Source organism: Novipirellula methanifontis (assembly GCF_052161655.1).
Lineage (GTDB): Bacteria > Planctomycetota > Planctomycetia > Pirellulales > Pirellulaceae > Novipirellula.
In genome coordinates, this window is sequence record NZ_CP197418.1 from 3,256,349 (window position 1) to 3,278,762 (window position 22,414).

General features: G+C 55.0%; 17 protein-coding genes. 11 read left to right on the forward strand and 6 right to left on the reverse strand.

Annotation, left to right across the window (positions count from 1 at the left end; genetic code table 11):
• Positions 1–92: 92 nt before the first annotated feature.
• From SH528x_RS11630 to SH528x_RS11645, 4 genes are all read right to left on the reverse strand, one after another.
• The gene (locus tag SH528x_RS11630; RefSeq protein ID WP_442510687.1) at positions 93–1,067 is read right to left on the reverse strand and encodes a hypothetical protein; all 975 of its coding nucleotides are present in this window, start codon (positions 1,065–1,067) and stop codon (positions 93–95) included.
• A 91-nt stretch (positions 1,068–1,158) separates the two neighbouring features.
• A complete protein-coding gene (locus tag SH528x_RS11635) occupies positions 1,159–1,872 on the reverse strand; it encodes a hypothetical protein (RefSeq protein WP_442510688.1) in 714 nt (237 codons plus the stop codon).
• Positions 1,873–1,918: 46 nt separating this feature from the next.
• Positions 1,919–2,875, reverse strand: coding sequence for a ribosome biogenesis GTPase YlqF (gene ylqF, locus SH528x_RS11640; RefSeq protein WP_442510689.1), 957 nt, complete (start codon positions 2,873–2,875; stop codon positions 1,919–1,921).
• 389 nt (positions 2,876–3,264) lie between these two features.
• The gene (locus SH528x_RS11645; protein ID WP_442510690.1) at positions 3,265–4,269 is read right to left on the reverse strand and encodes an SMP-30/gluconolactonase/LRE family protein; all 1,005 of its coding nucleotides are present in this window, start codon (positions 4,267–4,269) and stop codon (positions 3,265–3,267) included.
• A 120-nt stretch (positions 4,270–4,389) separates the two neighbouring features.
• On the opposite strand from SH528x_RS11645, the gene SH528x_RS11650 reads away from it, so the two are divergent.
• The 7 genes from SH528x_RS11650 (at position 4,390) to SH528x_RS11680 (ending at position 10,442) form a co-directional block, all read left to right on the forward strand.
• Positions 4,390–4,776, forward strand: coding sequence for a group II truncated hemoglobin (locus tag SH528x_RS11650; RefSeq protein WP_442510691.1), 387 nt, complete (start codon positions 4,390–4,392; stop codon positions 4,774–4,776).
• Between the two features lie 103 nt (positions 4,777–4,879).
• The gene (locus tag SH528x_RS11655; protein WP_442507138.1) at positions 4,880–6,226 is read left to right on the forward strand and encodes a transposase; all 1,347 of its coding nucleotides are present in this window, start codon (positions 4,880–4,882) and stop codon (positions 6,224–6,226) included.
• A 276-nt stretch (positions 6,227–6,502) separates the two neighbouring features.
• Positions 6,503–8,242 carry a tetratricopeptide repeat protein gene (locus tag SH528x_RS11660; RefSeq protein WP_442510692.1) on the forward strand — a complete coding sequence of 580 codons (1,740 nt, stop codon included), beginning with the start codon at positions 6,503–6,505 and terminating at the stop codon, positions 8,240–8,242.
• A gap of 37 nt (positions 8,243–8,279) precedes the next feature.
• The gene (locus SH528x_RS11665) at positions 8,280–8,753 is read left to right on the forward strand and encodes a pyridoxamine 5'-phosphate oxidase family protein (protein WP_442510693.1); all 474 of its coding nucleotides are present in this window, start codon (positions 8,280–8,282) and stop codon (positions 8,751–8,753) included.
• The gene (locus SH528x_RS11670; protein ID WP_442510694.1) at positions 8,746–9,378 is read left to right on the forward strand and encodes a TVP38/TMEM64 family protein; all 633 of its coding nucleotides are present in this window, start codon (positions 8,746–8,748) and stop codon (positions 9,376–9,378) included. Before SH528x_RS11665 ends, SH528x_RS11670 begins: the two co-directional genes overlap by 8 nt.
• 165 nt (positions 9,379–9,543) lie before the next feature.
• Positions 9,544–9,780: an RNA 2'-phosphotransferase gene (locus SH528x_RS11675; RefSeq protein ID WP_442510695.1), complete on the forward strand. Its 237-nt coding sequence runs from the start codon at positions 9,544–9,546 to the stop codon at positions 9,778–9,780.
• Positions 9,781–9,827: 47 nt separating this feature from the next.
• Positions 9,828–10,442: a hypothetical protein gene (locus tag SH528x_RS11680; RefSeq protein WP_442510696.1), complete on the forward strand. Its 615-nt coding sequence runs from the start codon at positions 9,828–9,830 to the stop codon at positions 10,440–10,442.
• Between the two features lie 96 nt (positions 10,443–10,538).
• On the opposite strand, the gene SH528x_RS11685 is transcribed toward SH528x_RS11680, so the two are convergent.
• The gene (locus SH528x_RS11685) at positions 10,539–13,076 is read right to left on the reverse strand and encodes a hypothetical protein (RefSeq protein WP_442510697.1); all 2,538 of its coding nucleotides are present in this window, start codon (positions 13,074–13,076) and stop codon (positions 10,539–10,541) included.
• A 16-nt stretch (positions 13,077–13,092) separates the two neighbouring features.
• Positions 13,093–14,667, reverse strand: a complete 1,575-nt coding sequence (locus SH528x_RS11690; RefSeq protein WP_442510698.1) for a vWA domain-containing protein — start codon at positions 14,665–14,667, stop codon at positions 13,093–13,095.
• 414 nt (positions 14,668–15,081) lie between these two features.
• Between SH528x_RS11690 and SH528x_RS11695 the strand changes: the two genes are divergently transcribed.
• The 4 genes from SH528x_RS11695 to SH528x_RS11710 all read left to right on the forward strand — a co-directional run bounded on the left by SH528x_RS11695 (position 15,082) and on the right by SH528x_RS11710 (position 22,339).
• Positions 15,082–15,555, forward strand: coding sequence for a DUF1579 domain-containing protein (locus SH528x_RS11695; RefSeq protein ID WP_442510699.1), 474 nt, complete (start codon positions 15,082–15,084; stop codon positions 15,553–15,555).
• 188 nt (positions 15,556–15,743) lie between these two features.
• Complete coding sequence (locus SH528x_RS11700) at positions 15,744–18,137, forward strand: DUF1592 domain-containing protein (RefSeq protein WP_442510700.1); 2,394 nt, start codon at positions 15,744–15,746, stop codon at positions 18,135–18,137.
• Positions 18,134–19,474, forward strand: a complete 1,341-nt coding sequence (locus SH528x_RS11705; protein WP_442510701.1) for a DUF1552 domain-containing protein — start codon at positions 18,134–18,136, stop codon at positions 19,472–19,474. Before SH528x_RS11700 ends, SH528x_RS11705 begins: the two co-directional genes overlap by 4 nt.
• Before the next feature lie 9 nt (positions 19,475–19,483).
• A complete protein-coding gene (locus tag SH528x_RS11710) occupies positions 19,484–22,339 on the forward strand; it encodes a sulfatase-like hydrolase/transferase (RefSeq protein WP_442510702.1) in 2,856 nt (951 codons plus the stop codon).
• The last annotated feature ends 75 nt before the right edge of the window (positions 22,340–22,414 follow it).

Consider the following 22,414-nt stretch of genomic DNA (forward strand, 5'->3'; position numbering starts at 1 on the left):
CAGAGGTGGAGAGGTGACAGAACGTTGCGGTCATGACCGATGCTATTTCAGTAGTCTCCACAAGCCAGCGTGTGAAGCACTTTGCACCGCACTCAGAACAACTGGTATGCTTTGGCGTCGAGCGTTTTGGTCAGCTCGGGATCGTTGACCCGGGCCAGCAGATCATAGTAGGCGTAGGGATACTTGAAGACATGGCCGATGCCGAGCGAGTTTTCGCTACGCTGTTGCCAATAACTGGCGTCGTTGGGTCTGAGTTTACTGGGCTTGTGATCAACGATTTTGCGGTCACTCGAATCGGGCCCTTGCCGCGTCACGGTCACGTATTTTCGAAACGCGGTGCGGCAACTCTCGGCCCACTCGGCGTCGCCCATCGCAGCCATTTCGACGAGCGATTGGCCGAACGTCAACATGTGACCCGCGAAGCCTTGGCCAAAACCGACAAAGCGATCGATTGCATCACTCGCTTCTTGCAAGACGAATTTTGACGCCGCGGCCGAATCCGTGAACGGCGGTGGATCGATGTCATCATCGGGTTTGACATCACGCCACGGCTTGATCGCACGAATCAAATTGCATACGCCCTCGACCCGTTGACGTGTCGCCGCTTCGGGCAACATGCGAAATGCCTTGATCGCGTGCATTGCAAAAATTGCGTCGTGGCCGACTTCGCGCAGCACGCCGCTGTTTTCGGCAAGCGCCTTGCCTACTTGCTCCACCGCATCAGCCACGGGATCGCCCTCGGGGAACGGTTCGCACAATTTTGTGGGGGCCCAGTTTTGATCAAACAGTTCGACAATTCGAGTGGCCGCCGCGTCGTCGAAATCATTGTCAACGCACATCATGTGTGCCGAGATCATCGCCGCCCCACGATGTCCGTCAGCGAAATAGTTCATCTCCGGAGCTCTCGCCAAAGCGTTTAGCCCGAGTAAGACCAGCCGTTTCTGCTGCAAACTCGGTTCTTCGGCAAGGCAAGCACGCTCGCCGGCCATCAGGAATCCGCCCAGAAAAGCGGCGCTGCCGACTGTAAATCGGCGACGATTGAGAGTGGGATTTATCGGCAGATTCATCAGCAAGAACTCCTGATTCGAATTCGGCAACACGCGGAAGATCGCCGATTCATTTTAACCCCGCGAAGTGCTCGCCGCTCACAGAATCGATCTACTTTACGTGCTTCATCAACAACTGGTGCGGAATCGCCATCAAGTCCACGGCGATTTCGGCAATGATCGTTCGCCCCTTGGTCAGCCACGCCGAGGCAAATGCCCACACCGCGATCCACTCCATCCAAAACAAAAAGTTGTATTCGTTAAGTGTCTGTTTCCATTCGGCGGAGATCAGGAACAGATAGCCGCCCATTGCCGCCATGCTCAGCAAGATCACCAGGCCGCTAGCCCGGTAAATTAAATTCCGTTCGGCTTCATGAGGTTCGATTTCGCGGTTGGTCGCTTTGGAACTGGGGAAATGAAACAGCGAGTAAGTGGCCAGCGTCAAAAAGAACACCCCACCACTGATCGAGTGCAGGTACCCAATCAATGACTTTTGATATAGCGGATCACTGTTCGGGTCCAATGGAAACAGAGCCACCCCCAAGGCGGAAACGCAGCCGAGATTCGCAGTCCAGCTTTCGATCCGGTCGTAACCGCGATAGCAGAACAAGAAGATTCCGATCGAACACATCGTGCCGACGAAAACGTCACGCAGCGCGGTGTGATAATAGCTGCTGATGTTGTCTTGGAATTCGATTCCAAAAAACAGCCACCCAACGGGCCCGAGCACGATCGGCAACAAAAATCCGCTGACGCCAATCGCGCGTCGAATGCCGATGTACGACAGAACAAGGGCGTTTGTCTTGTCAGAAAGATTGGGAATCATGTTGGGTTCGTTGAAGAATAGCGATCCGCTCAGTTCATCTTGGGAGTCAGTTCATCTCGCGAGATTTGCGTTGGGCACGCTGCTTGTCACGAAATCGCTTTTTACGTTTCGCATCTTTCTCTTTTGACGCTTCTTCTTTCTCGGCGATTACCTTTGCCGTTTGCACCTGCTCACGCCTCATCAATTCAGGTGTCTCGAGAGTTAACCGTCCCAGTTCGCCAGCACGAATATCGTTCACCAAAATCCGCGAGGCACGATCGATGTCGACAAGATTACTTTTACCAAGACAACCTCGGCGTCGGCCGATCGCTTCGATCAATTCCAAATCGGTGCCGGGAACTGACGTTAAGTCGTATCGCTGCATCAACCGCTCAGGGTAGCTTGCGGCCAAGTAGCGAGCCCCAAAGAAACCGATGTCGGCATAATCCATCGCCGTGTCTTTGATCGACCCTACCAAACCCAACCGATACCCGCTGTTCACATTATGCACGTTGGGCCACAACACGCCGGGAGTATCCAACAGTGCGACGCTGTCGCCAATGTTGACACGTTGTTGCTGCTGAGTGACCGCGGGCGTGTTGCCCGTTTTGGCGATCTTTCGATTCGCCAAAAAATTGATGATCGTTGATTTGCCGACATTGGGAATGCCAACGATCATCGCGGTGATCGTCATACCAGCGCGGTGCGGCACCATTTTGGCGACAATGTGTTTCAAACGCCGGATCGTCGGCACGTCTTCGGTGGTGACCGCATGGGCGCGGACGCCCACCGATTCCTCGAAGTGCGAGATCCAGATCGCCGTCATCGCATCGTCGGCCAGATCGCTTTTGGCCAAAACCTTCAAGCAAGGTTTGTCACCACGCAGTTCGGCCAACATCGGATTCTCGCTCGAGTAGGGAATCCGCGCGTCGAGCACCTCGATGACCACGTCGACTTTTGGGAGTACCGATTGAATTTCGAGCCGGGCTTTGTGCATGTGGCCCGGAAACCACTGAATTGACATAAGGATCGTCGCTAGCAAGGAATTGTGGGATAGGCTTCCAGCCTGTCAGTGGCAACCGCCCCGTAGCGAAACTCGCCAAGAGTTTCGGCCGGCATCAGCAAAACCGAAAGTCTTGGCGACTTTCGCTACGGCCATAGGACACACTGGAAATCTATCTCACAGTGTCACCGGTGGCGATCATCCTGGTAACCCCCTCTTGATAGTGTTCCACCGTTCTGCGGGTTTTACCGTGCTGCTAAGCAGGGCAATATGAGTCATTCCGCATAATGATCTGAGCCGACGGCGCTAGCCGCGGGCATGTTTCAAACAAAAACGACGGGCCCGCGGCTAGCGCCGTCGGCTCACAAAAAGGATCGACGTTTCACAGTTTTATACCGAACGACCTGCCTTCACGGGCTGCCGAACACTTGATAGCCGGGGACCGCAGTGCGAACGCTCCACAAAGTCCCGCCAGCGGTCACGAACAACGTCTTGCCGTCCTTACCACCGAAGGCACAATTGGTGGTTTCGTCGCGGGGAATTGCCAGAAAATCGATTTGTTTGCCCTCGGGCGAAAAAACGTAAATACCTGCGGTCGGTGAATCCGCCGTTTGAGCCGGCGGTCGTGGTTTGTTCAGCCCTGCGGCTACATACAGTCGGCCATCTTGGTCGAGCTTCATGCCGTCGGGACCTCGCGTCGTCGTCCAGTCATAGATCAGCGTTTGACTGTCCAGATCCGGCGTACCATCAGCGTTCAAGTTAAACCGCCAAAGCTTTCTCGCGCCCCCAAGTTCATTGTTGTTGTCGGCCACATACAGGAACCGATCGTCGGGCGTCACGATCAAACCATTGGGACGATCGACTTCGTGAGTGATAATGCGAGTCACGCTGCCATCGGGATCGATGCGGTACACGCCTTCGACCTTGCGGCCTTCGGCATCCAACATTTGCATTTCGCTGCGATCACCGTATTGAGGATCAGTGAAATAGATCCGATTTTTGGAGTCGATTGTCAGATCATTGGGCTGATTGTATTTGCTTCCGTCATAGGAATCCGTCAGCACACGGAGCGATCCATCTGCTTCGATTCGTTCGATCCGGCGGCGTTTGTTGTCGCAGATGATCAGTCGTCCTTGTCGATCGAACAGCAGGCCATTGGATCCGGCGTCGGTCCGATACACCGACGTCTTGCCGGCAAGATCACGCCGATTGATGTTCCCTTCGCCGCTGGTCAGCAGCCCCAGTCGTGGATGCCAAACCGGGCCCTCGCCTGCGCCGTGGTCTTGCAATAGTTCTGGCTTACCGACAAAGACTGAATCGTCCGCAGTAACGGTGGATGCAAGAAACAATCCAGCAAGGAGCGAGAGCGTCAAGATTGAGAGCGGGGGCAGTTTTTCGAGGCGGAGGGCAGGCATGGATTTCAGTTCCATTGGCGAATGAAGAGGTGGATGTCATGATTCACAGTCGTGGACGACAATGCAAGTCAAAACAACGGCGAAGCAACCGAATCGTATCGAGCTAGGATCACTGACACGATGGATGAAGACACAATTTACTGTATGTTGGGCGGCGAAGTGGCGGTGCGTGGCCTCGTCGACCGTTTCTATGACTTGATGTCGGAATTGCCCGCCGCCCGCCCGATCCGTGAAATGCATCCGCAAGATCTGACCGAGTCGCGGGACAAGTTGTTCAAGTTCTTGTCAGGTTTTTGGGGTGGGCCATCGTTGTACATCCAGCAATACGGGCACCCAATGTTGCGAGGGAGACACTTGCCGTTTCCGATCGGTGATAGCGAACGCGATCAATGGATGTTGTGCATGACCCAAGCGATCGACGAATTGGTCGAGAGCAAACCGCTCGCCGATCATCTGAAGATGACGTTCCATCGCACCGCCAATCACATGCGGAACCAACACGAATAGGTGTCCGCCTGTGTGGGATAGGCTTCTAGCCCAGGGCTGTAAGGGTATCGCTGCAGCTTGATTGTTGTGTATTACCGCGTTTTACACTACACGGAGGTTCGCGGTGTCATCTAAAGTCTTTGATCGGTTTGTTAACAAGGCTCCATTTGCCGTCATGACAAGAGTTCTGACGCAAGATTTCATTCGAAGCGATCTTAATCGTATCTTTGATAACAATCGCGAGGCGCAGTACGACTACATCGCCTTGTTTGAGACCGTCGCAGCGACCGTAGCGGATGTGGCGCTCAATTTCAGCGACAACTTCAATCAAGCCTACAGAGAACATAAAGAAGAACTTGGCGTGACGCGTCAATCGTTCTACGCCAAAACCCGAGGCGTAGAACCAGCCGTTAGTGAAGCAATCGTCAAGCACTCCGCAGAGCGAGCGGTGCAAGCACAAGATGCTTTGGGATTCGTTCCGTGGGAATTACTTCCTGGTTATCGCTGCTTTAGCATTGATGGCAATGTTTTGGCGAAGTCTGACAAAAGACTAAAAGTGCTTCGGGAAGTCAAAGGGGCTCCATTGCCAGGGAAGCTCGTCGCAAGATTTGATTTGCAACGACAAATTTTCGATCAAGTCTATGTCCTGCTTGACGGACACTCGCAAGAGTCGACTTGTTGCGATCGGATCGTTGAAGATCTGGTAGCCAAAGACGTCGTGATTGCTGACCGGCATTATTGCATCGTGTCATTCTTAACTAAGATTGCTCTGGCGTGTGGCTTCTTCGCGATCCGCCAACATGGGCGTTTAAAAGGTGTTTTGCTTGGGAAACGCAAACGGATTGGTCGCATCAGCACGGGCGTCGTCTACGAGCAAGAGCTAAAACTTTCCGCTGCGGATGACGCGATGATCGTTCGTCGGATCACTGTCGAGCTGGACAAGCCCACTCGCGATGGCGACACCGTGATTCATGTATTGACGAATCTTCCCAGCGAAGTTTCAGCCACTGACGTGGCTGAACTCTATCGCCATCGCTGGGAAGTGGAAACTGCATTCAACGTGTTGCAGATGACGCTCACTTGCGAACATTCAGGGATTGGACATCCTCACGCAGCAGCATTACTTTTTTGCATGTCCGTCCTAGCGTTCAACCTCCGGCAGACGATTTTTGCAGTCCTGTATGCAACTCACGAGGAAGAAGAAGTTGACGAGATCAGCCACTTCCACGTCTCGAAGAACGTCTCGGACAAAACCGAGGGCATGCTGATTGCGATCACCGCTGAGGAATGGAGTGAACTGATACCAGCGTCAATGAAAGGGCTTATTTCGCTGCTCACCAAGATCGCTCGCAAGATCGACCTGAGTGAGTATCGCAAATCCCGTCGAGGTACCAAGAAGAAAAAGCCCTATCGATCACGGAACGTTGCATCGCGTCACGTTTCGACGGCGAAGCTGCTAGGATTAACCTAGCAACATACCCTTACAGCCCTGGGCTTCTAGCCTGTCATCGGTTTTGTCTTTCAAAATCGTGAGCCGCCGAACGTCTTTGCGACTTTCGCTACGGCCTGCCTGCATTTGGCGACGTGCAAGTGCGAGAGGGTCGGGGGAATATCGCGCACCCATGACAGGCTGGAAGCCTATCCCACATTTAACAGGCTGAAAGCCTCTTCTTGATTTGCTGGCGGGGGGCGAAGTTCTACAATGAAGAATAGGGCTCGAAGAAACCTTTTTGAGGAGTATCGAACGATGTCTCACTCTCACTTTGTCGGTGTATGGCTTGTTGTGCTCTTTGCTAGCGCGAGTGGCTTATCCAACGTCGCGATTTCTGAGAGTCCGTCGTCTTCGCCGGGAGCAATTAGCGATACAACACCGCCAGGGGCACAGACCCCGTTGCTGGTCGGCATTACGGTCCACCACCGTGAAATCACAACGGATTCAGCGGAGGCTCAACGTTATTTTGACCAGGGACTGAATCTCGCCTATGCGTTCAATCACGACGAGGCGATTCGCTCATTCCAGGAGGCAACGAGGCAGGACCCCGAGTGCGGCATGGCATGGTGGGGAATTGCACTTTGTAACGGACCTCACATCAACAATCCTCCGATGGACAAGCCACATTCGATCGCCGCTTGGCAGGCATTGGAAAAAGCACAATCGTACCGCAATTTATCCACGCCCATCGAACGGGCACTGATCGACGCCTTGGGGAAACGTTACCGCAGCAACGTCGACGAAAACATCGCCGAGCGAGAGACGCTCAACAAAGCCTACGCCGAAGCAATGCAACGTGTCCAAAAACAATTCCCCGACGACCATGATGTCGCGGTCTTGTGCGCTGAATCGCTGATGGATTTGCGTCCCTGGGACCTGTGGTCCGACGACGGTCAACCTCGCCCCGAAACGCATCACGTTTTGGCGTTGCTAGAAAAGGTCATGCAGGCACAACCCAACCATCCCGGCGCGAACCATTTGTATGTTCACGCGACCGAAGCATCGCCGTGGCCTGAACGAGCCTCGGCGGCAGCAGATCGACTGCGAACTCTGATGCCCGGCTCGGGGCACATGGTTCACATGCCCGCTCATATCGACGTGCGAACTGGAAAGTGGTCCCAGGCGGCAGAGCAAAACGAAATGTCGATGAAGGTGGATCGAGTCTATCGCCAGGCTTCGCCGCACCAGAATTTCTACTCGATCTACATATTGCACAATCCTCATTTCTTGTCGTTTGTGTGCATGATGCAAGGCCGTCGAGACCGTGCCATCCAAACGGCGCAGCAAACACTTGCTTCGGTCCCTGCCGATTTCCTGAAACAGTCGCCCGAATTGGCGGACCCGTTCATGTCGATCCAGTACCAAGTGTTGGTGCGGTTCGGACAATGGGACCAGTTGCTCGCGATGTCTGCCCCGAGTGATGAATTACCCATCACGACCGCGATGTGGCGATTTGCTCGTGCCACCGCACTGGCGGCTAAGCAAGACTTGGATGCGGCGGAACGTGAACAAACACTTTTCCGCGAGGCTGTAGCGGCGGTCGATAGCGATGCGAAAGGAGCGATAAACTTGGCTCACGATGTCCTGAAGGTGGGCGAGCACACGTTGGCGGGCGAAATCGCATTTCAAAAAGGGAATATCGACCATGCCGTATCGGAACTGAAAAAGGGTGTCGCCGCTGAAACAGAACTGCTGTACATGGAGCCGCCCGAATGGATTCAGCCCGTACGACATTCACTCGGCGCCGTCTTGGTCGCGGCCGAGCGGTGGGACGAAGCTGAACAGGTCTATCGTGACGACCTTGCACAGTGGCCAGAAAATGGTTGGTCGCTGTATGGATTAACCCAATGTTTGAAAGCGAAAGGCGACGACGCTGCAGCCAAGGAAACCGAAGAGCGATTCCGCAACGCGTGGGCGAGTGCCGACACGCAGATCGAAGCCACATGTCTGTGCATCCCCGATGCGAAATCCGCATTGCAAGATTCAGAACGTTAACAGGCTGACAACCTTTGCGACTGCTATAATCAGAGGCATGAGTAAACCCCATCCCAAACCGATTCCCGCAGGCGAAGTTCGAGGGCTTGCCCTGGATGTGATCCAACAGGATCGCTTTCCCTACTTGGCCACCATCGACGGCGATCAACCGCGACTGCGCCCGGTGTCGCCAGTCCGCACCGAGGGCTTCACTGTCTATGTGGCGAATTTGCGAGGCTATCACAAAACACAAGAGATTGCCGCAAACCCTAATGTTGAACTTTGTTATCTGAGTGACGGACATGATCAAGTCCGAATCACAGGCGTGGCGTCAATCGTGGCTGACCGAGCGACCTTGGAATCAATCTGGAACGACAATCCGTTGCTGCGACAATATCTCGGCAGCGTCGACAATCCCGATCTGATTATCTATCGCGTCGATCCCAACCAAGTTCGCTTCATGCGTGAATGGGCAATCGAGTATCACGAGGTCGACATCCACTCGAACGCGAGTCCGGCAGCCGATGCGTGAACTGTTTCGCACGCTGCCGCTGATGTGCATCGTCCTGCTGGTCCCTGTGCTGCCGTTCCTGTTTTTCGGAGGTCGATTGGAAGATTGGTTGCGAGGCGTGGCCGATGACCCTCCGTCCGTTCCCGTCACTGCGGCGCTGATCATCGGGCTGTTGGCCACCGATATCCTGTTGCCGATTCCCTCGAGCGTCGTCAGCACGCTAAGTGGGTGGCAACTCGGTTGGTGGCGTGGAACGATCGCGACTTGGGTTGGCATGAATCTAGGGGCCATCATCGGGTTTGCGTTGGCGCGGCGCTGGGGACAACCGTTTGCCCTTTGGTTCAGCAGCGGTGAAGACCTCGAGCGTATGCAAGGTATCAGTGATCGATACGGCCCCTACGTTTTAGCAATCACGCGCGCGGTCCCAGTCTTCGCCGAAGCGAGCGTGTTGATTGCTGGAATTCACCAATTGTCGTGGCGACGATTTTTGCCTGCCGTCCTATTGAGCAATCTTGGCATCGCGATCGCGTATTCGGTCTTTGGCGACTTTGCCGAGCGGCATCAATGGCTACCACTTGCATTAGGGGTATCGGTCGCCATCCCCGTGCTCGTTGCCGCAGCTGCAAAACGGTACCTCCCCCAATAAGCAAATAGGGCACCGGGGATGGTTCATGGCAACACGCTGTGATGCAGCGTAATCCGCATCAAAAATCGAAAAAAGCAGGTCCAGCCAGCTCGCCGCCCCCGCCAGGATGATTTAATTGCGACCGCTCGGCTTAGCGAAACAGCATTCTTCGGTTAAACTTCGTCGATGAATAAACGACTCACTAAAATCAGCAAATATCTAAGCTTCGTGCTGAAGCACCATCCAGAGGCGATCGAAATGAGCCTCGATGCGGATGGTTACATGAACATCCAAGAGCTTGTCAAAAACGCCAACATCAGCGGCAAGTCGATCACCACCGAACTGGTGTACGAGGTCGTCGCAGCGAGCGAAGAGCAGCGATTCACCTTGAGCGACGATCGGCTTCGCATTCGCGCGAACTAAGACCGTTTTCGATTCCGCTTCCGCGGCCCCGCAAAGGCAAGGCTTCTGTGACGCTCGAACCCATCGCCATCCCCAAATCGGTCAAAGCGAATCCGCTGTCGCCACGCGAGATCGATTTGATCGACCAAACCAACGACCGCATCGAAGCGTTCATGTTGGCCGATTCCGCAGTGATCGAGACCTTTGTGCCTTGCGATTTCCAGTGGCTGGCTCAGTGTTTAGAGTGGATTGACCAGCAAGGCTTGGCAGCGGGAACGCGGTTTTGCGAACTTGGCAGCGGGTTCGGGGTCGCCGCGATGTTGGCCGCCCTGCGAGGGATGACCGCAGTCGGAATCGAAATCGAATCGGCGCTGGTGCACCAGTCCAATCGACTGGCGGAGGACCTCGGGATTGCGGCCCGGTTTTACTGTGGCACCTTCGTGCCGAGTTCGATGGCGGGATCGTTAGCGTCGTCCCGCGAGGTCGATCACATCGCAGCCGGCGGTGATGATGTATACGACACGACCGGAATCGCGTTCAACGAGTTCGATCTGTTCTTTGCCTTTCCGTGGCCAGGCGAACACGAATTCTATGAATCGCTGGTCGACACCTGTGCCGCCCCCGGCGCGTTGTTGTTGACCTACGGCGAACGCGCAGGCATGAAATTGTTTCGCAAGCCGTAGCGATTTAAAGCGGCCCAGGGTTGCGCCAAGCAACGTCGATCCCGGGGCACCGCCGTCTTACCCTTCTTCGCCGAGCATCTTCCGCAGAACGTTCGGCTAAAGTGGCGTTGACGGATCTAGCAGTTCTTGCAATCGTTTGATCGCTTCGGACCAAGGTGCGATCGAGTCATCGTTCTTCCCCGAAAGATCGGATTGCAACCGCGATAGTTGGGTTTTCGTTTTCCTCGCTAATTCGATGCTCTCCTTCGCGTCGCTGGTCAGACCCGCCAATAACCAACGACAGCGTGCGAGATGCAGATGAGCTGCGAGTAACAGTTCAGCGTGTTTGGCCGTGCCTCGGTCGGAATAACGAATTTGATGCAGGGTGCCGGTCAATTTGGCCCATCCCCAAATAGGCGATTCATTGGCGACGCGGTCCTTGCTGGCGGGACCCAAAATCGCGGCGCGTAGAGACGCTTCGGACGGTTGTTGAAATGCGATTTGCTCAAGTGCTTTTGCAGCTTGTATTTGCATCTCGATGGCCCCCGGATTTTCAGTCAAGATCGTCGTTATGATCTCAAGTGAATCGGGGATCTTGCCCGCCATTCGCAACAATTCCGCTTGTCGTGCCAAGCCGGCGGTCCGAGACGCGGACGGAAAATCTTTCTGCGACAGACTGCTGGCGTAGGTCTTCGCTGCATTTTCATAACACTGCCGAGTAATCTTGGGCGTCTGGCCGTGTCGGGCCAATTTCGCCCAAGATTCGGCCAGCCATAACTGGTTCGATGCGGTAAGCACATCACTGTCGGAATCAATCGCCGCGAGTGCCTGCTCGAGCTTGTTGATGTCCGCCAACGAGAGCTTTGGGCCTTCAAGCATTCCGTTAATTTGTCGCTGAACAACGGCGAGCGACATGCGGTCTAAACGGTCGGTCGCGTCCGAGTCAAGCACTTTGGAGAGTCGCTCGAGCGCCTGCTTTGCTCCACTGAAATCGTTTAAACTCGTCTTCGCCTGATAGAGCAGTTGGAAGACGTTTTGAGCAAACTCTTCCGTGACAGCGAGTTTCTTTTTGTTGCCTTTGCCGGTCGTGATCGAATCGACCAGCGGCGTTTTGGTTTTCTCGAGCCAAGTGACTGTCGATTCCGGATTGCCAAGCCGAGCCTCGATCAGGGCGACCCTGTATTTTGCATCAAGTATTTGGGACGTCAGCGGCAGTTTTCGCTGTTCGGCCGCTCGTATTCCGCTGACCATCAAGTCGCGGGCTGACTTTAGTCGTTTCACCATCGCGTTGGGATTCGCGTCTGCTTCGCTCGCTTCATCCACAAATTGATTCCAGTACGCCGAGCCAGCGGACATCTGGGCGCGGTCGTACGTCTCCGACTTTTTATTGATCCGCAGATAGGCATCCGCCGCGTCGAGCCAACGGTCAAATGTGTCAAATCGCTGACCAAGATTCATCCAAATCGCATCGACCTGTGGATCGTTTGGCCATCGTGTTTCAAAAAGCTCGGCCAACAACTTCATTTGATTCAGCTCACCCGGGATCTCGGGGGCAGCCCATTGTGTCACGGCGGCTTCATCGATGGCCGCTAACGCAATCAGTGCGGCTTCGCGAGTCATGCTCTCTTCGGGATCGCCATAGCGGGCGACCGATTCACCATACAGACTTGCTTCGATCACATGACCTGCGGTGAAAGAGAGATAGGCCAACAAGTAACACAACTCGTTGCGTTTTTGCAGGTCGCCCTTATGCATCGCCAACGCGTAGGCATGCTGGGTCAGGTCGATCGTTTCCCCCAACGTCCTGCGGTAGTCTTCCTTTTGGGCCTCCGTGTTTTTTTTGTCGTCGCCACTCAGAGCTGTGAACGCCTCGTAGCTTTCAAAGGCGTCTGCATAGGCATCGTCAAGTTTATCGCGTCGGTTGGCGACCGTCACGATCGGAATTCGCGGACGCGACTTCGTTGCCACAGGTCTTGTCGATGTGCGTTTAACGGTCGGGCCACCAAAGGGTGAACGTTGATCCAGAGCGGTGACCTTGGGATTCGTTGCATCTCGGCTTGTCGGTTCCTCGGAGGTTTGGTCTATCGAGGCATCTACCGCTTCGTCCGCTGTGGGCAGCGGTATTTTGGCAAGTTGCTGCGAGAACGTTCCCGGTTTAAAGCGGATGGTCCGCCCGACATCCGATTGCGGGGTCCTTGCCGATTTCTTCCCCTCATTCGCGCTGTCTAAATGCGTCGAATCGCGAAGCAAGAAGGCGGTCACGGCGACAACTAAAAGTAGGGCGACACCGCCGATGCCGGTGATTGCCAACCAGGGCGTTTTACGGTGCGACCGGTCATGATCAGTCGCTTTTTTCTTCGCGGCGGTGTCCTCAGAGGGCTTGCCCTTGGCCGGTTTGCTCTTAGTAGGTGACGACGGTGAAGACTTGGGCTCGAGATCCAAGGCTGCGATCTGATCGAGAGCAGGCATCGTTGAAACCCCCGCAGCGGCGGCGGAATCCTCGGGTGGCGAATCTTGCTGCAGCGTAGCAACCAGTCGCCCTTTAGGAGAGATAAACAACGTCGCTCCGCAATCACAGCGAATCACTGACGCGGCTTGCCCCTCGTCCAGCGAATGGGCTTTTAAACAGACGGGGCACGCCGCTTTGCAATTCATGATCGTTCCATGATCCTTACTTCTTATTTAGCGGCAATGTGATGCCCCAGACTGGTCCACGAACGCTGTTTCTTGGTCGCGGATATCGTTGTGCCATGGCCGCTCCCTCTGGCATCACGCCGACGTCTTTGTAGTTGCCTCGATGAGCTTTGGCCAGCTTTTGGAAGGACTGAGCGTTTTTCTTGTCGACCTCCATGCCTCGTGTATGGATCACAATTCGCTCGTGTGGGTTTTTGATAAAATAATCGTCAGCCCCATCGGTAAAGGCTCCGTCGCCGAGGATATAGATCACATCGGGATCCAGATCGATTGCAGCCTGGATCGCTTTTCTGCCTCGCGTCTGCAAACAAAGCGGAACGGTTTGCAACCATTGCCCTAGTGCGTTTTTGTTTCGCTGAGTTGCTGGGACGAGCGTTTTCACGGTGTTGGGATGCATCATTCCATAGGCGGTGTCACTATAGAAAATGACATAGAAGCGTTGTTTCGGCGTCAATTGATTGACTGTCAGCATCAATTGAATCAGCGCGGTTTCGAAGCGGCCTCTGGTCATGCTGTTGGAATTGTCGATCACAAAGACATAATTGATCGCACTAAATTTGCTTCCAAAAACGGTGGGTTTACCGGCGGTCTTCCCCATCCCGGCACCAACTTCGGCGGCTGGCTTACTGGGTACTGCCGGCGGCTTGATCGCTAGGCCGCTGACGTTGGCAAGAAAGTCGGGTGAATCGATCGGTTCGGCGGCCTCCGCCGCTTCTGCCGCCGGGGCGGGCTCTGGCTCCGTTGTTTCGGTTGGCTCCGTAATCTCGAGCGGCTGGACATCGACGATGACCTCTTCGACGACCGCATCGTTGCTTGACGGTGACGCCATCAACACCAATTGATCTGGCTGCTCAGTCACCAAAAACATACTAGCCAGTAACAACAAGAGCGCAACATGAACGGCGATGCTGATACCGCTGCCACTGAGCTGCCGCAGCAACTTTGCTTTGCGAGCATGCAACCAAAATTGCAGCATCAGTGCATACTTTCGCCAGCCGGATTCTTCGGCAAGTTGTGATTCTTGCTCGAGTCGCGTTTGTTCGGCTAATTGCTCGGACTGGCTCAGTCCCTCCAGCACAGCGAGCGAATCAAGCTCGGTGCCCGAGGATGGTTGGGGGGAATCGGTGTCGAAACCGTCGGCGACCTCCGCAAGTTTGGCGGCTGCACTGCCTGGCGAACTTGCGGCCGTCAGATCGATTTGCTGATCCGACGTTGGCGAAGGTGATGACGGGGGCGGCTGCACAGGTGGCAGTGAAGCAGGCGGCAGTGAAGCGGGCTTCTTTCGTTCTCTTGCCAATAAATCGCGACCGCCATCCGCAACTAAACTCTCGGCCTTTTCCAGCGGCAACTCATAGAGCTGGTCGTCCTTTTGAATGACGGTCATCCCCCGCTCGGCTGGACGATAAAAGCCATCCGCTTTTAAGCTGGAAAATTCAGACTTGGGAGCCAGAAAAAATTCCAGACCATTGGAGACCAGGATAAATCGGTCGCTGCCGCGTCGGGAGCGCGAAGTCGAACCGGTTGAGGATGATTGATCAGGAAGAGAAGACATAGGTTCTATTATAGCAGTGCAAGATAAGGCTGCTGTCTCGCTCCGCCAAGGATTTACCGGTGCATTCCCACTAGGTAGAGGAATTACCGGTTGGATTCGGGGGGCTTCCGGAGACACCGTTGAAACGGCCGTCCAATTGATTCTGTACCCAAGAAATCGCGTTTCTACTGGGAAAACTTGGTGTTTGAAGAGGCTTTGGCAAATGGCGATGGGTGTCCCCTAATCTTTGTCTTTTAAAACCTGGCCTGCGAACCAAGCTGTCGATTCGCGATTTCGCCGTTCGACTATAAGATCAGTGTCATCGAAGTCCTAGCGATACAGAGCGGTTGACGGGATAATCGTTGATTGAATCCGGCAGCCAAAAGCTGAGACTCAAGCGGTATCCATTTTTCGATCGAAACGAAAGGAACAAGTATGTTTGCTAAACCGCAATCCGAGCACCATTGGCTCGATCAACTGATTGGCAGTTGGAGTCTTCAGCACGAATGTAAAATGCCCGATGGCAATACCTCGACGACTACAGGAAAAATCTTGTGTCGTTCGCTGGGCGGGATGTGGTTGATTGTCGAAAGCAGCGGGGAATCGAACGAGGGAGATGCGTGGTCGTCGATCATGTCGCTTGGCTTTGACATTGCTCAGAAGTGTTACGTGGGCACTTTTGTTGGATCGATGATGTCCAACATTTGGCAGTACCAAGGCGTCCGGGACGCGGATGGTGTTCGGTTGCCGCTTGATACCGAAGGCCCGAAATTTGACGGCAGCGGGACTTGCAAGTACCGCGATACGATCGAGATTGTCAACGCCGACTGCTGGTTGATGAGCAGCGAGATGCAAATGGATGATGGAAGTTGGGTTGCGTTTATGAACGGCAAACACCAGCGGATTTAGCCGCTCGATCGTCTTCGGTGGATACCACGTCCGAAGAGAACTCAGCATGTTTGAACGGAACCTCGAAATCTCCGAGGAGTTAAAAAAGAGCTCGCCAAGCCAATAGGACTGTTTGAAAACCGCCCGTTCGGAGAGTTTAGAGAGTAAAATGGGGAATCCAAAACCGTCCGCTGCGTGCGAGTCTTGCCATGAATGACCTGAAAACCACTGCGATTACGGCTCTCGTTTGTGTTTGCACGTTTGCAACCACGATGGTGGCGATCGCAGACGATTCGCGGGCAGAACGACTCGGCGAGTTCCAAGACTTTGTCCAGTCCCACTGTCTGGATTGCCATTCCTCGGGCGATGCCGCGGGCGATCTGGATTTGGAAGCATTTGATTTTTCGGCGGACCAGTTTTCACGTGAGGGCCTCCACACCGATCGCTGGGAGAAAATCCTGCGTCGGATCGACACACGTCAAATGCCTCCACCGACGGCGGATCGCCCCTCCGAAAGCGAATACGAACAGGTCTCGAAAACACTGCGGAGCATTCTGGATCAGCGATCCAAGGACTTCCCGCGTCCTGGCAGGGTGGGAGCGATCCGGCGGCTGACTCGGCTTGAGTATCAGTATTCGATCCGTGATTTGCTGGGGATCAACGTCGATGCCTCGGACTATCTTCCCAAGGACGAATCGAGTCACGGGTTTGACAACATCACGGTCGAGGAACTCTCACCGACTCACTTGAATCGGTATCTTTCGGCTGCCCAAAGTATCAGTCGCGCGGCGGTCGGCGGTAGCGGCAACGGTCCCGTCGGCGTGACGATTCGCCAGCCGGCGGATCGTTCGCAAGAGACGCACGTTCCAGGATTACCGTTCGGTACGCGAGGCGGCTTGTTGATTCCTTATCACTTTCACCAAACCGGCGATTACGCGATCGAGCTGAAACTGACGCGTGACCGAGACGAAAAAGTAGAAGGACTCGAGCGAAAACATGAGATCGACGTGTTGGTAGACCGCAATCGTGTGCATCGGTTCACGGTGCAGCCGCTGAAAGGCCAGAAGGGCTGGAGTGGAAACGATTACACTCACGCCGATTCCCATTTGCACACTCGAATTCACGTCGAGGCGGGTGCGCGAAGCATTGGTGTGACCTTTCCAAAAACGTTCTCGTCCTTGACCGAAGAGAAACGGCAACCGTTTGACGCCAACTTCAATCGGCATCGCCACCCACGCCGAACGCCAGCGATTTATCAGGTTTCGATTGTGGGCCCGTTTGACTCAGACGGACCAGGAAAGACGATCAGCCGCGATCGGATTTTTGGCAGTGATTACGATCCAGCCACCGCGACGCGAGACGATGCCAAATCGATGTTGCAACGACTCGCTCGACGAGCGTACCGGCGTCCGGTCAGTGACACGGACACTGATTTACTCATGGAGTTTTTCGATCAGGGAAATCGTGAAGCTGGTTTTGAAGCCGGAGTCGAATTGGCTGTCACCGCGATTCTGGTCAATCCGAATTTCCTGTTTCGGATTGAACAACGAACCGCAGATGATGCAACGCCAAGGCTTGCCGATGTCGACGATTACGAACTGGCGTCACGGTTGTCGTATTTTCTGTGGAGCAGTTTACCCGACGAACGACTGCTCGATCTTGCCGAGCAAGGTTTGCTGAAACAGGACGACACGCTGAAGGCCGAGGTTCAGCGGATGTTGTCCGATGAGCGGTCGCGAGCGTTGGTCGACAATTTTGCGACTCAGTGGTTGTACCTTCGTAATCTTGATTCGATCACACCAGACCTGCGATTGTTCCCCGATTTTGATGACAATTTGCGGCAAGCGTTTGCTCAGGAAACGAAATTGCTGTTTAACGACGTGCTGCAAAACAACCGCAGCGTACTGGATTTGATCGGTAGCAATGAAACCCATTTGAACGAGCGATTGGCAACGCACTACGGCATCCCTGGTGTGGCAGGCAGCGAGTTTCGGCCTGTCAAAGTGAGTCCCGAGAGTCACCGTGGGGGCATTTTGCGTCATGGCAGCATTTTGATGGTGACGTCGTACGCGACTCGCACTTCGCCTACGATCCGCGGCAATTGGGTTCTGGAAAACGTCTTTGGCACGCCCGCACCCCCGCCGCCCCCGAACGTTCCGAACTTAAAGGAAAACACGGCGATTCAGGTCACGTCCGTTCGTGAGCGGTTGGCGGCACACCGGGCGAACCCGGCATGTGCGGCGTGCCACGATTTGATGGACCCGGTCGGATTTGCGCTTGAGAACTTTGACGCGGTTGGCCGTTGGCGCGAGTTTGAAGACACATTGGACATTGATTCGAGCGGCTATTTGCCAGACGGCACGGAATTGGAATCCGTTGACCAACTGGAAGCCGGCGTCCTTGCTCGACCTGAGATTTTTGCTCACACCGTCACTGAGAAACTGATAACTTACGCATTAGGTCGTGCGGTCCAATCCGACGACGGCCCGGCGGTTCGTCGCATCGTCGATGCGGCGGCAGACGAACAATACACTCTTTCTTCTCTCATTACCGGCATCGTGCTCAGCGATCCGTTTCGCAAGTGGAGTTCCAACGAACGATGAAACGCATTTCTATTTCGCGACGAACGATGTTGCGTGGTACAGGAACGGCAATCGCATTGCCGCTGTTGGACGCGATGATCCCGGCGATGACCGCTTCGGCAGCGACCGTGGCCGCGCCAGAGAATTTGAAACGGATTGGCTACATCTATATTCCGATGGGATATAATCCGGCCAGTTGGACACCGCAGGGTGAAACGCTGGACGAGTTGCCGCCGAGTCTACAACCGCTCGAATCAGTGAAGAATCAAGTGACGGTGATCACTAATACCGACTTGAAGAATGCTTATCCCGGTTCGCACGCAACGTCGAATTCGACGTTTCTAAGTGCGGCACGGGCGAAACGCACCGAGAGCAGTGACTATCGCAGCGGTACGACCGTGGACCAAATCGCCGCTCGCGAGATCGGCCGCGACTCGCAGTTGCCGTCGTTGGAACTTTCGATGGATTTGTTGTCGACCGTGGGGCAATGCGACAACGGTTACGCCTGTGTCTATCAAAACAGTTTGTCGTGGTCGTCGCCAACGCAACCGCTGCCTTCGGAAGCTCATCCGCGACTAGTGTTTGAAAGTTTGTTTGGCGAAGGGGGAACACCCGAGCAGATGCAGGCCGCACGTCAAAAGCGATCGAGTCTGTTGGATTTGGTAACCACCGAGATCAAGCGAATCAAAAACCGCGTTGGGGCGGCCGACCGTAATAAGATCGACGGTTATCTCGACAGTATCCGAGAGGTTGAACGGCGGATTCAATTAGCCGAATCGAACGCGGCAGACAATCCGCTGCCGGATCTGGACCGTCCCGTTGGCGTTCCCGCGTCCTACGCAGAACATGCCAAATTGATGTTTGATTTGCAATTGTTGGCGTTCCAAGGCGACATCACTCGCGTCGTTTCGTTCCAACTTGCTCGTGAAGCCAGCACACGAACTTACCCAGAAATCGGCGTGCCGGATCCGCATCATCCAGTGACGCATCACGGCAACGATCCCGAGAAACTTGAAAAAGTCGCCAAGATCAATCGCTTTCACGTTTCGCTGTTCGCTGACTTTCTAAAACGCATGGCCGAGACCCCCGAGGGCAATGGCACTCTGCTTGATCATTCGCTTTACATGTATGGCAGCGGCATGGGCGATCCTGATGCGCATGACCATACCAATTTGCCAATCCTTGTGGCTGGCGGCGCGGCGGGCGGGATGCAGGGCGGACGTCACATCAAGTTCAAAGAAACGACGCCACTTTCGAACGTGCATCTCACGTTGCTGAACAAGGTCGGTGTGCCCTTGGAAACGTTCGCCGACAGCACTGGCACGGTGGATGACTTGTTTGACCCCGTGACTTTGTAATCGATGAACATGAATCTTTTATCTTGCTGTACGTCCACTTTTCATGGACTGGTCACACTCGTTCTGTGCGTGACATTGTCCCACGTCTCGGCGGCAGAGCTTGCGGATGATGCGGAACACCAGCGTTGGGACGCGGTCGCAACGCATTTGGCCAACAAGCAGGTCGACGTAAATACGTCGCAGGCTGACGGAATGACCGCCGTTCACTGGGCCGCGTTTCACGACCGAGCCGATATGATCGGGCGGCTTGTGGCTGCGGGCGGTGACGTCAATGCCGTGAACGACTATCAAGTCAGCCCGCTGAGCCTCGCCTGTGAATATGGATGCGAGGAAGCTGTGGCCGCCTTGATCCGCCACGAAGCGGATGTGAGTGCGATGCGTCTGGGCAAAGAAACGCCGTTGATGCTGGCGGCGCGAACTGGCAACGCTGCGATCGTGCGTTCATTGGTCAAGCACGGTGCGAAGGTGGATGCCAAAGAAGCGGGCGGGCAAACTGCACTGATGTGGGCCGCCGCGGCTGGCAACCTCGCTGCCGTGGACGCGTTGATCGCTGGGGGCGCTCGACTGGACGAACGTCTGCCAAAATCGGATTTCTCGGCGGTCATGTTTGCCGCCCGTCACGGTAGAAGCGATGTGGTGATGCGGTTGCTGGACACGGGATTAGACGTCAACGCCGTGATGAACCCGAGTCGCAGCGGCGGTCGCAATCCGCGAAAGGGAACCTCGGCTCTGCTGCTGGCGGTCGAAAGCGGGCATTTAGAATTGACGATCAAGTTGGTCCAACGGGGAGCCGACCCGAACGATCAACGCAGCGGCTTTGCTCCGCTGCACGCAATTACCTGGGTGCGAAGAACTGAACTGGGCGATAATTCCGCTGGCGATCCGCCGCCGCGAATCACTGGTTCGCTCAACACACTCGATTTTGTACGAGCGATGGTTGCTGCCGGAGCTGACGTGAACTTGCAGCTGAAAAATGGAACGTCGCAAGGAGGTCGGCTGAATCCCAAAGGGGCGACTCCCTTCTTGTTGGCGTCGCGGGGCGCCGATCTTCCTTTGATGGAACTGCTGCTGGAACTCGGCGCCGACCCGTCGATTACCAATGCCGATGGCACGACCGCATTGATGGCCGCGGCAGGAGTGGGCGTGATCGCGGTGGGCGAAGAACCGGGCACTCCCGAAGAAGTCAACTTAGCGATCCGCATGCTGGTCAACTTGGGGCTCGATCCCAACGTGGTCGATCGCAAAGGCGAAACCGCGATGCATGGTGCGGCGCTGCGGACGTTCCCCACCACGGTGGCGGTATTGGCCGAAGTCGGTGCCGATCCGGCAATCTGGAATAAAGAAAACAGACGTGGCTGGACGCCGCATGAAATCGCTGGCGGTAAACGTCCCGGCAGCGTCAAGCCTTCGCCGCCGACGATTGCAGCACTCGATGAAGCGTTGAAATCTCAACCGTCCAACAAGCCGAATATCGTCGTGATTCTTGTCGATGATATGGGCTACGGTGACCCAGGCTGCTTCAATCCGAACTCGAAAATTCCAACGCCGAACATCGATGCGATCGCTCGTGATGGCATGCGTTTTACGGACGCTCACGCACCGGGGCCGCTTTGCCACATGTCCCGTTATGGTGTGATGACGGGACAATACCCTTTTCGCATCGATGTTAGCGTTTGGCCCCGCAAGCCGTTGATCCAAGAGGGGCAAATGACGATCGCCTCGCTGGCAAAATCCGTTGGCTACCACACCGCGATGGTCGGCAAATGGCATTTGGGTTTTAAGGAAGATGGCTATGACAAACCGCTGCCTGGCGGTCCAGTGGATCGTGGGTTTGACGATTTTTTTGGGATTCGTGCGTCGACTGACATTCCGCCTTACTTTTACATTCGCAACGATCGAGCGGTCGAGCCACCATCGCAGCACATTGATGCTAATCGCAGCGAAGGTTGGTCTCCGATTCAAGGAGCGTTCTGGCGAGCCGGTGGAATCGCTCCCGATTTGAAGCTGGATGATGTGCTGGAGCGGTTCACGGACGAAGCGACTCAGGTGATTGCGGATCATGCCGCTGATAAAACCGCCGCTGATGATAGTGCGAAACGGCCATTGATGTTGTACTTGGCCTACCCTGCGCCGCACACGCCGTGGCTGCCGTCGCAAGAGTTCGCAGGCAAGAGTGGAGCTGGGATGTACGGTGATTTTCTAATGATGGTCGATGCACAAATCGGCCGAGTCTTGGCAGCGCTTCGCGATGCGGGTATGCAGGACGATACGCTTCTGGTTTTCACCTCGGATAACGGGCCAACCTGGTATGACGCCGACGTCGAACGATTCGGACATGACTCTGCGGGCGGATTTCGCGGGATGAAATCCGATGCATGGGAAGCGGGACATCGAATGCCGTTCGTTGTCCGCTGGCCCGGCCGTGTTAATGCGGGCAGTACAAGTGACCAACTTGTTTGCTTTACCGACTTTTTGGCCACCTTTGCCGACGTCTTGGGGACGACGCTTCCGGACGCTGCGGGCCCCGACAGCATCAGTTTTCTGCCTGCGTTGACGGGAGAAAATCCAAACGCAACAAGGGTGCGGACGCAGTTGGTGATGCAAGCAGGTAGTGCCGCTTCGATGATGACGATTCGCGAAGGAGACTGGAAACTGATCACCGGTTTGGGATCGGGAGGTTTTTCTAAACCGACATTAGTGCAACCGGAGAAGGACGGTGTGACAGGCCAGCTCTATAGCCTCCGCAGTGATCCGGCCGAACAGCACAACCTGTATGCCAAGCACCCTGAAATCGTCGACCGCCTTCGATCTAGCTTGGAACAGTGCGTCCGCAGCGGCCATAATCGCTCAAAACGCAAACGTTAATCACGCGGGATGTCGACTGGATTACTGAGGTAGCGGAACTCGTCAAGAGTTTCGGTCATCCTAGAAAACGAAAGT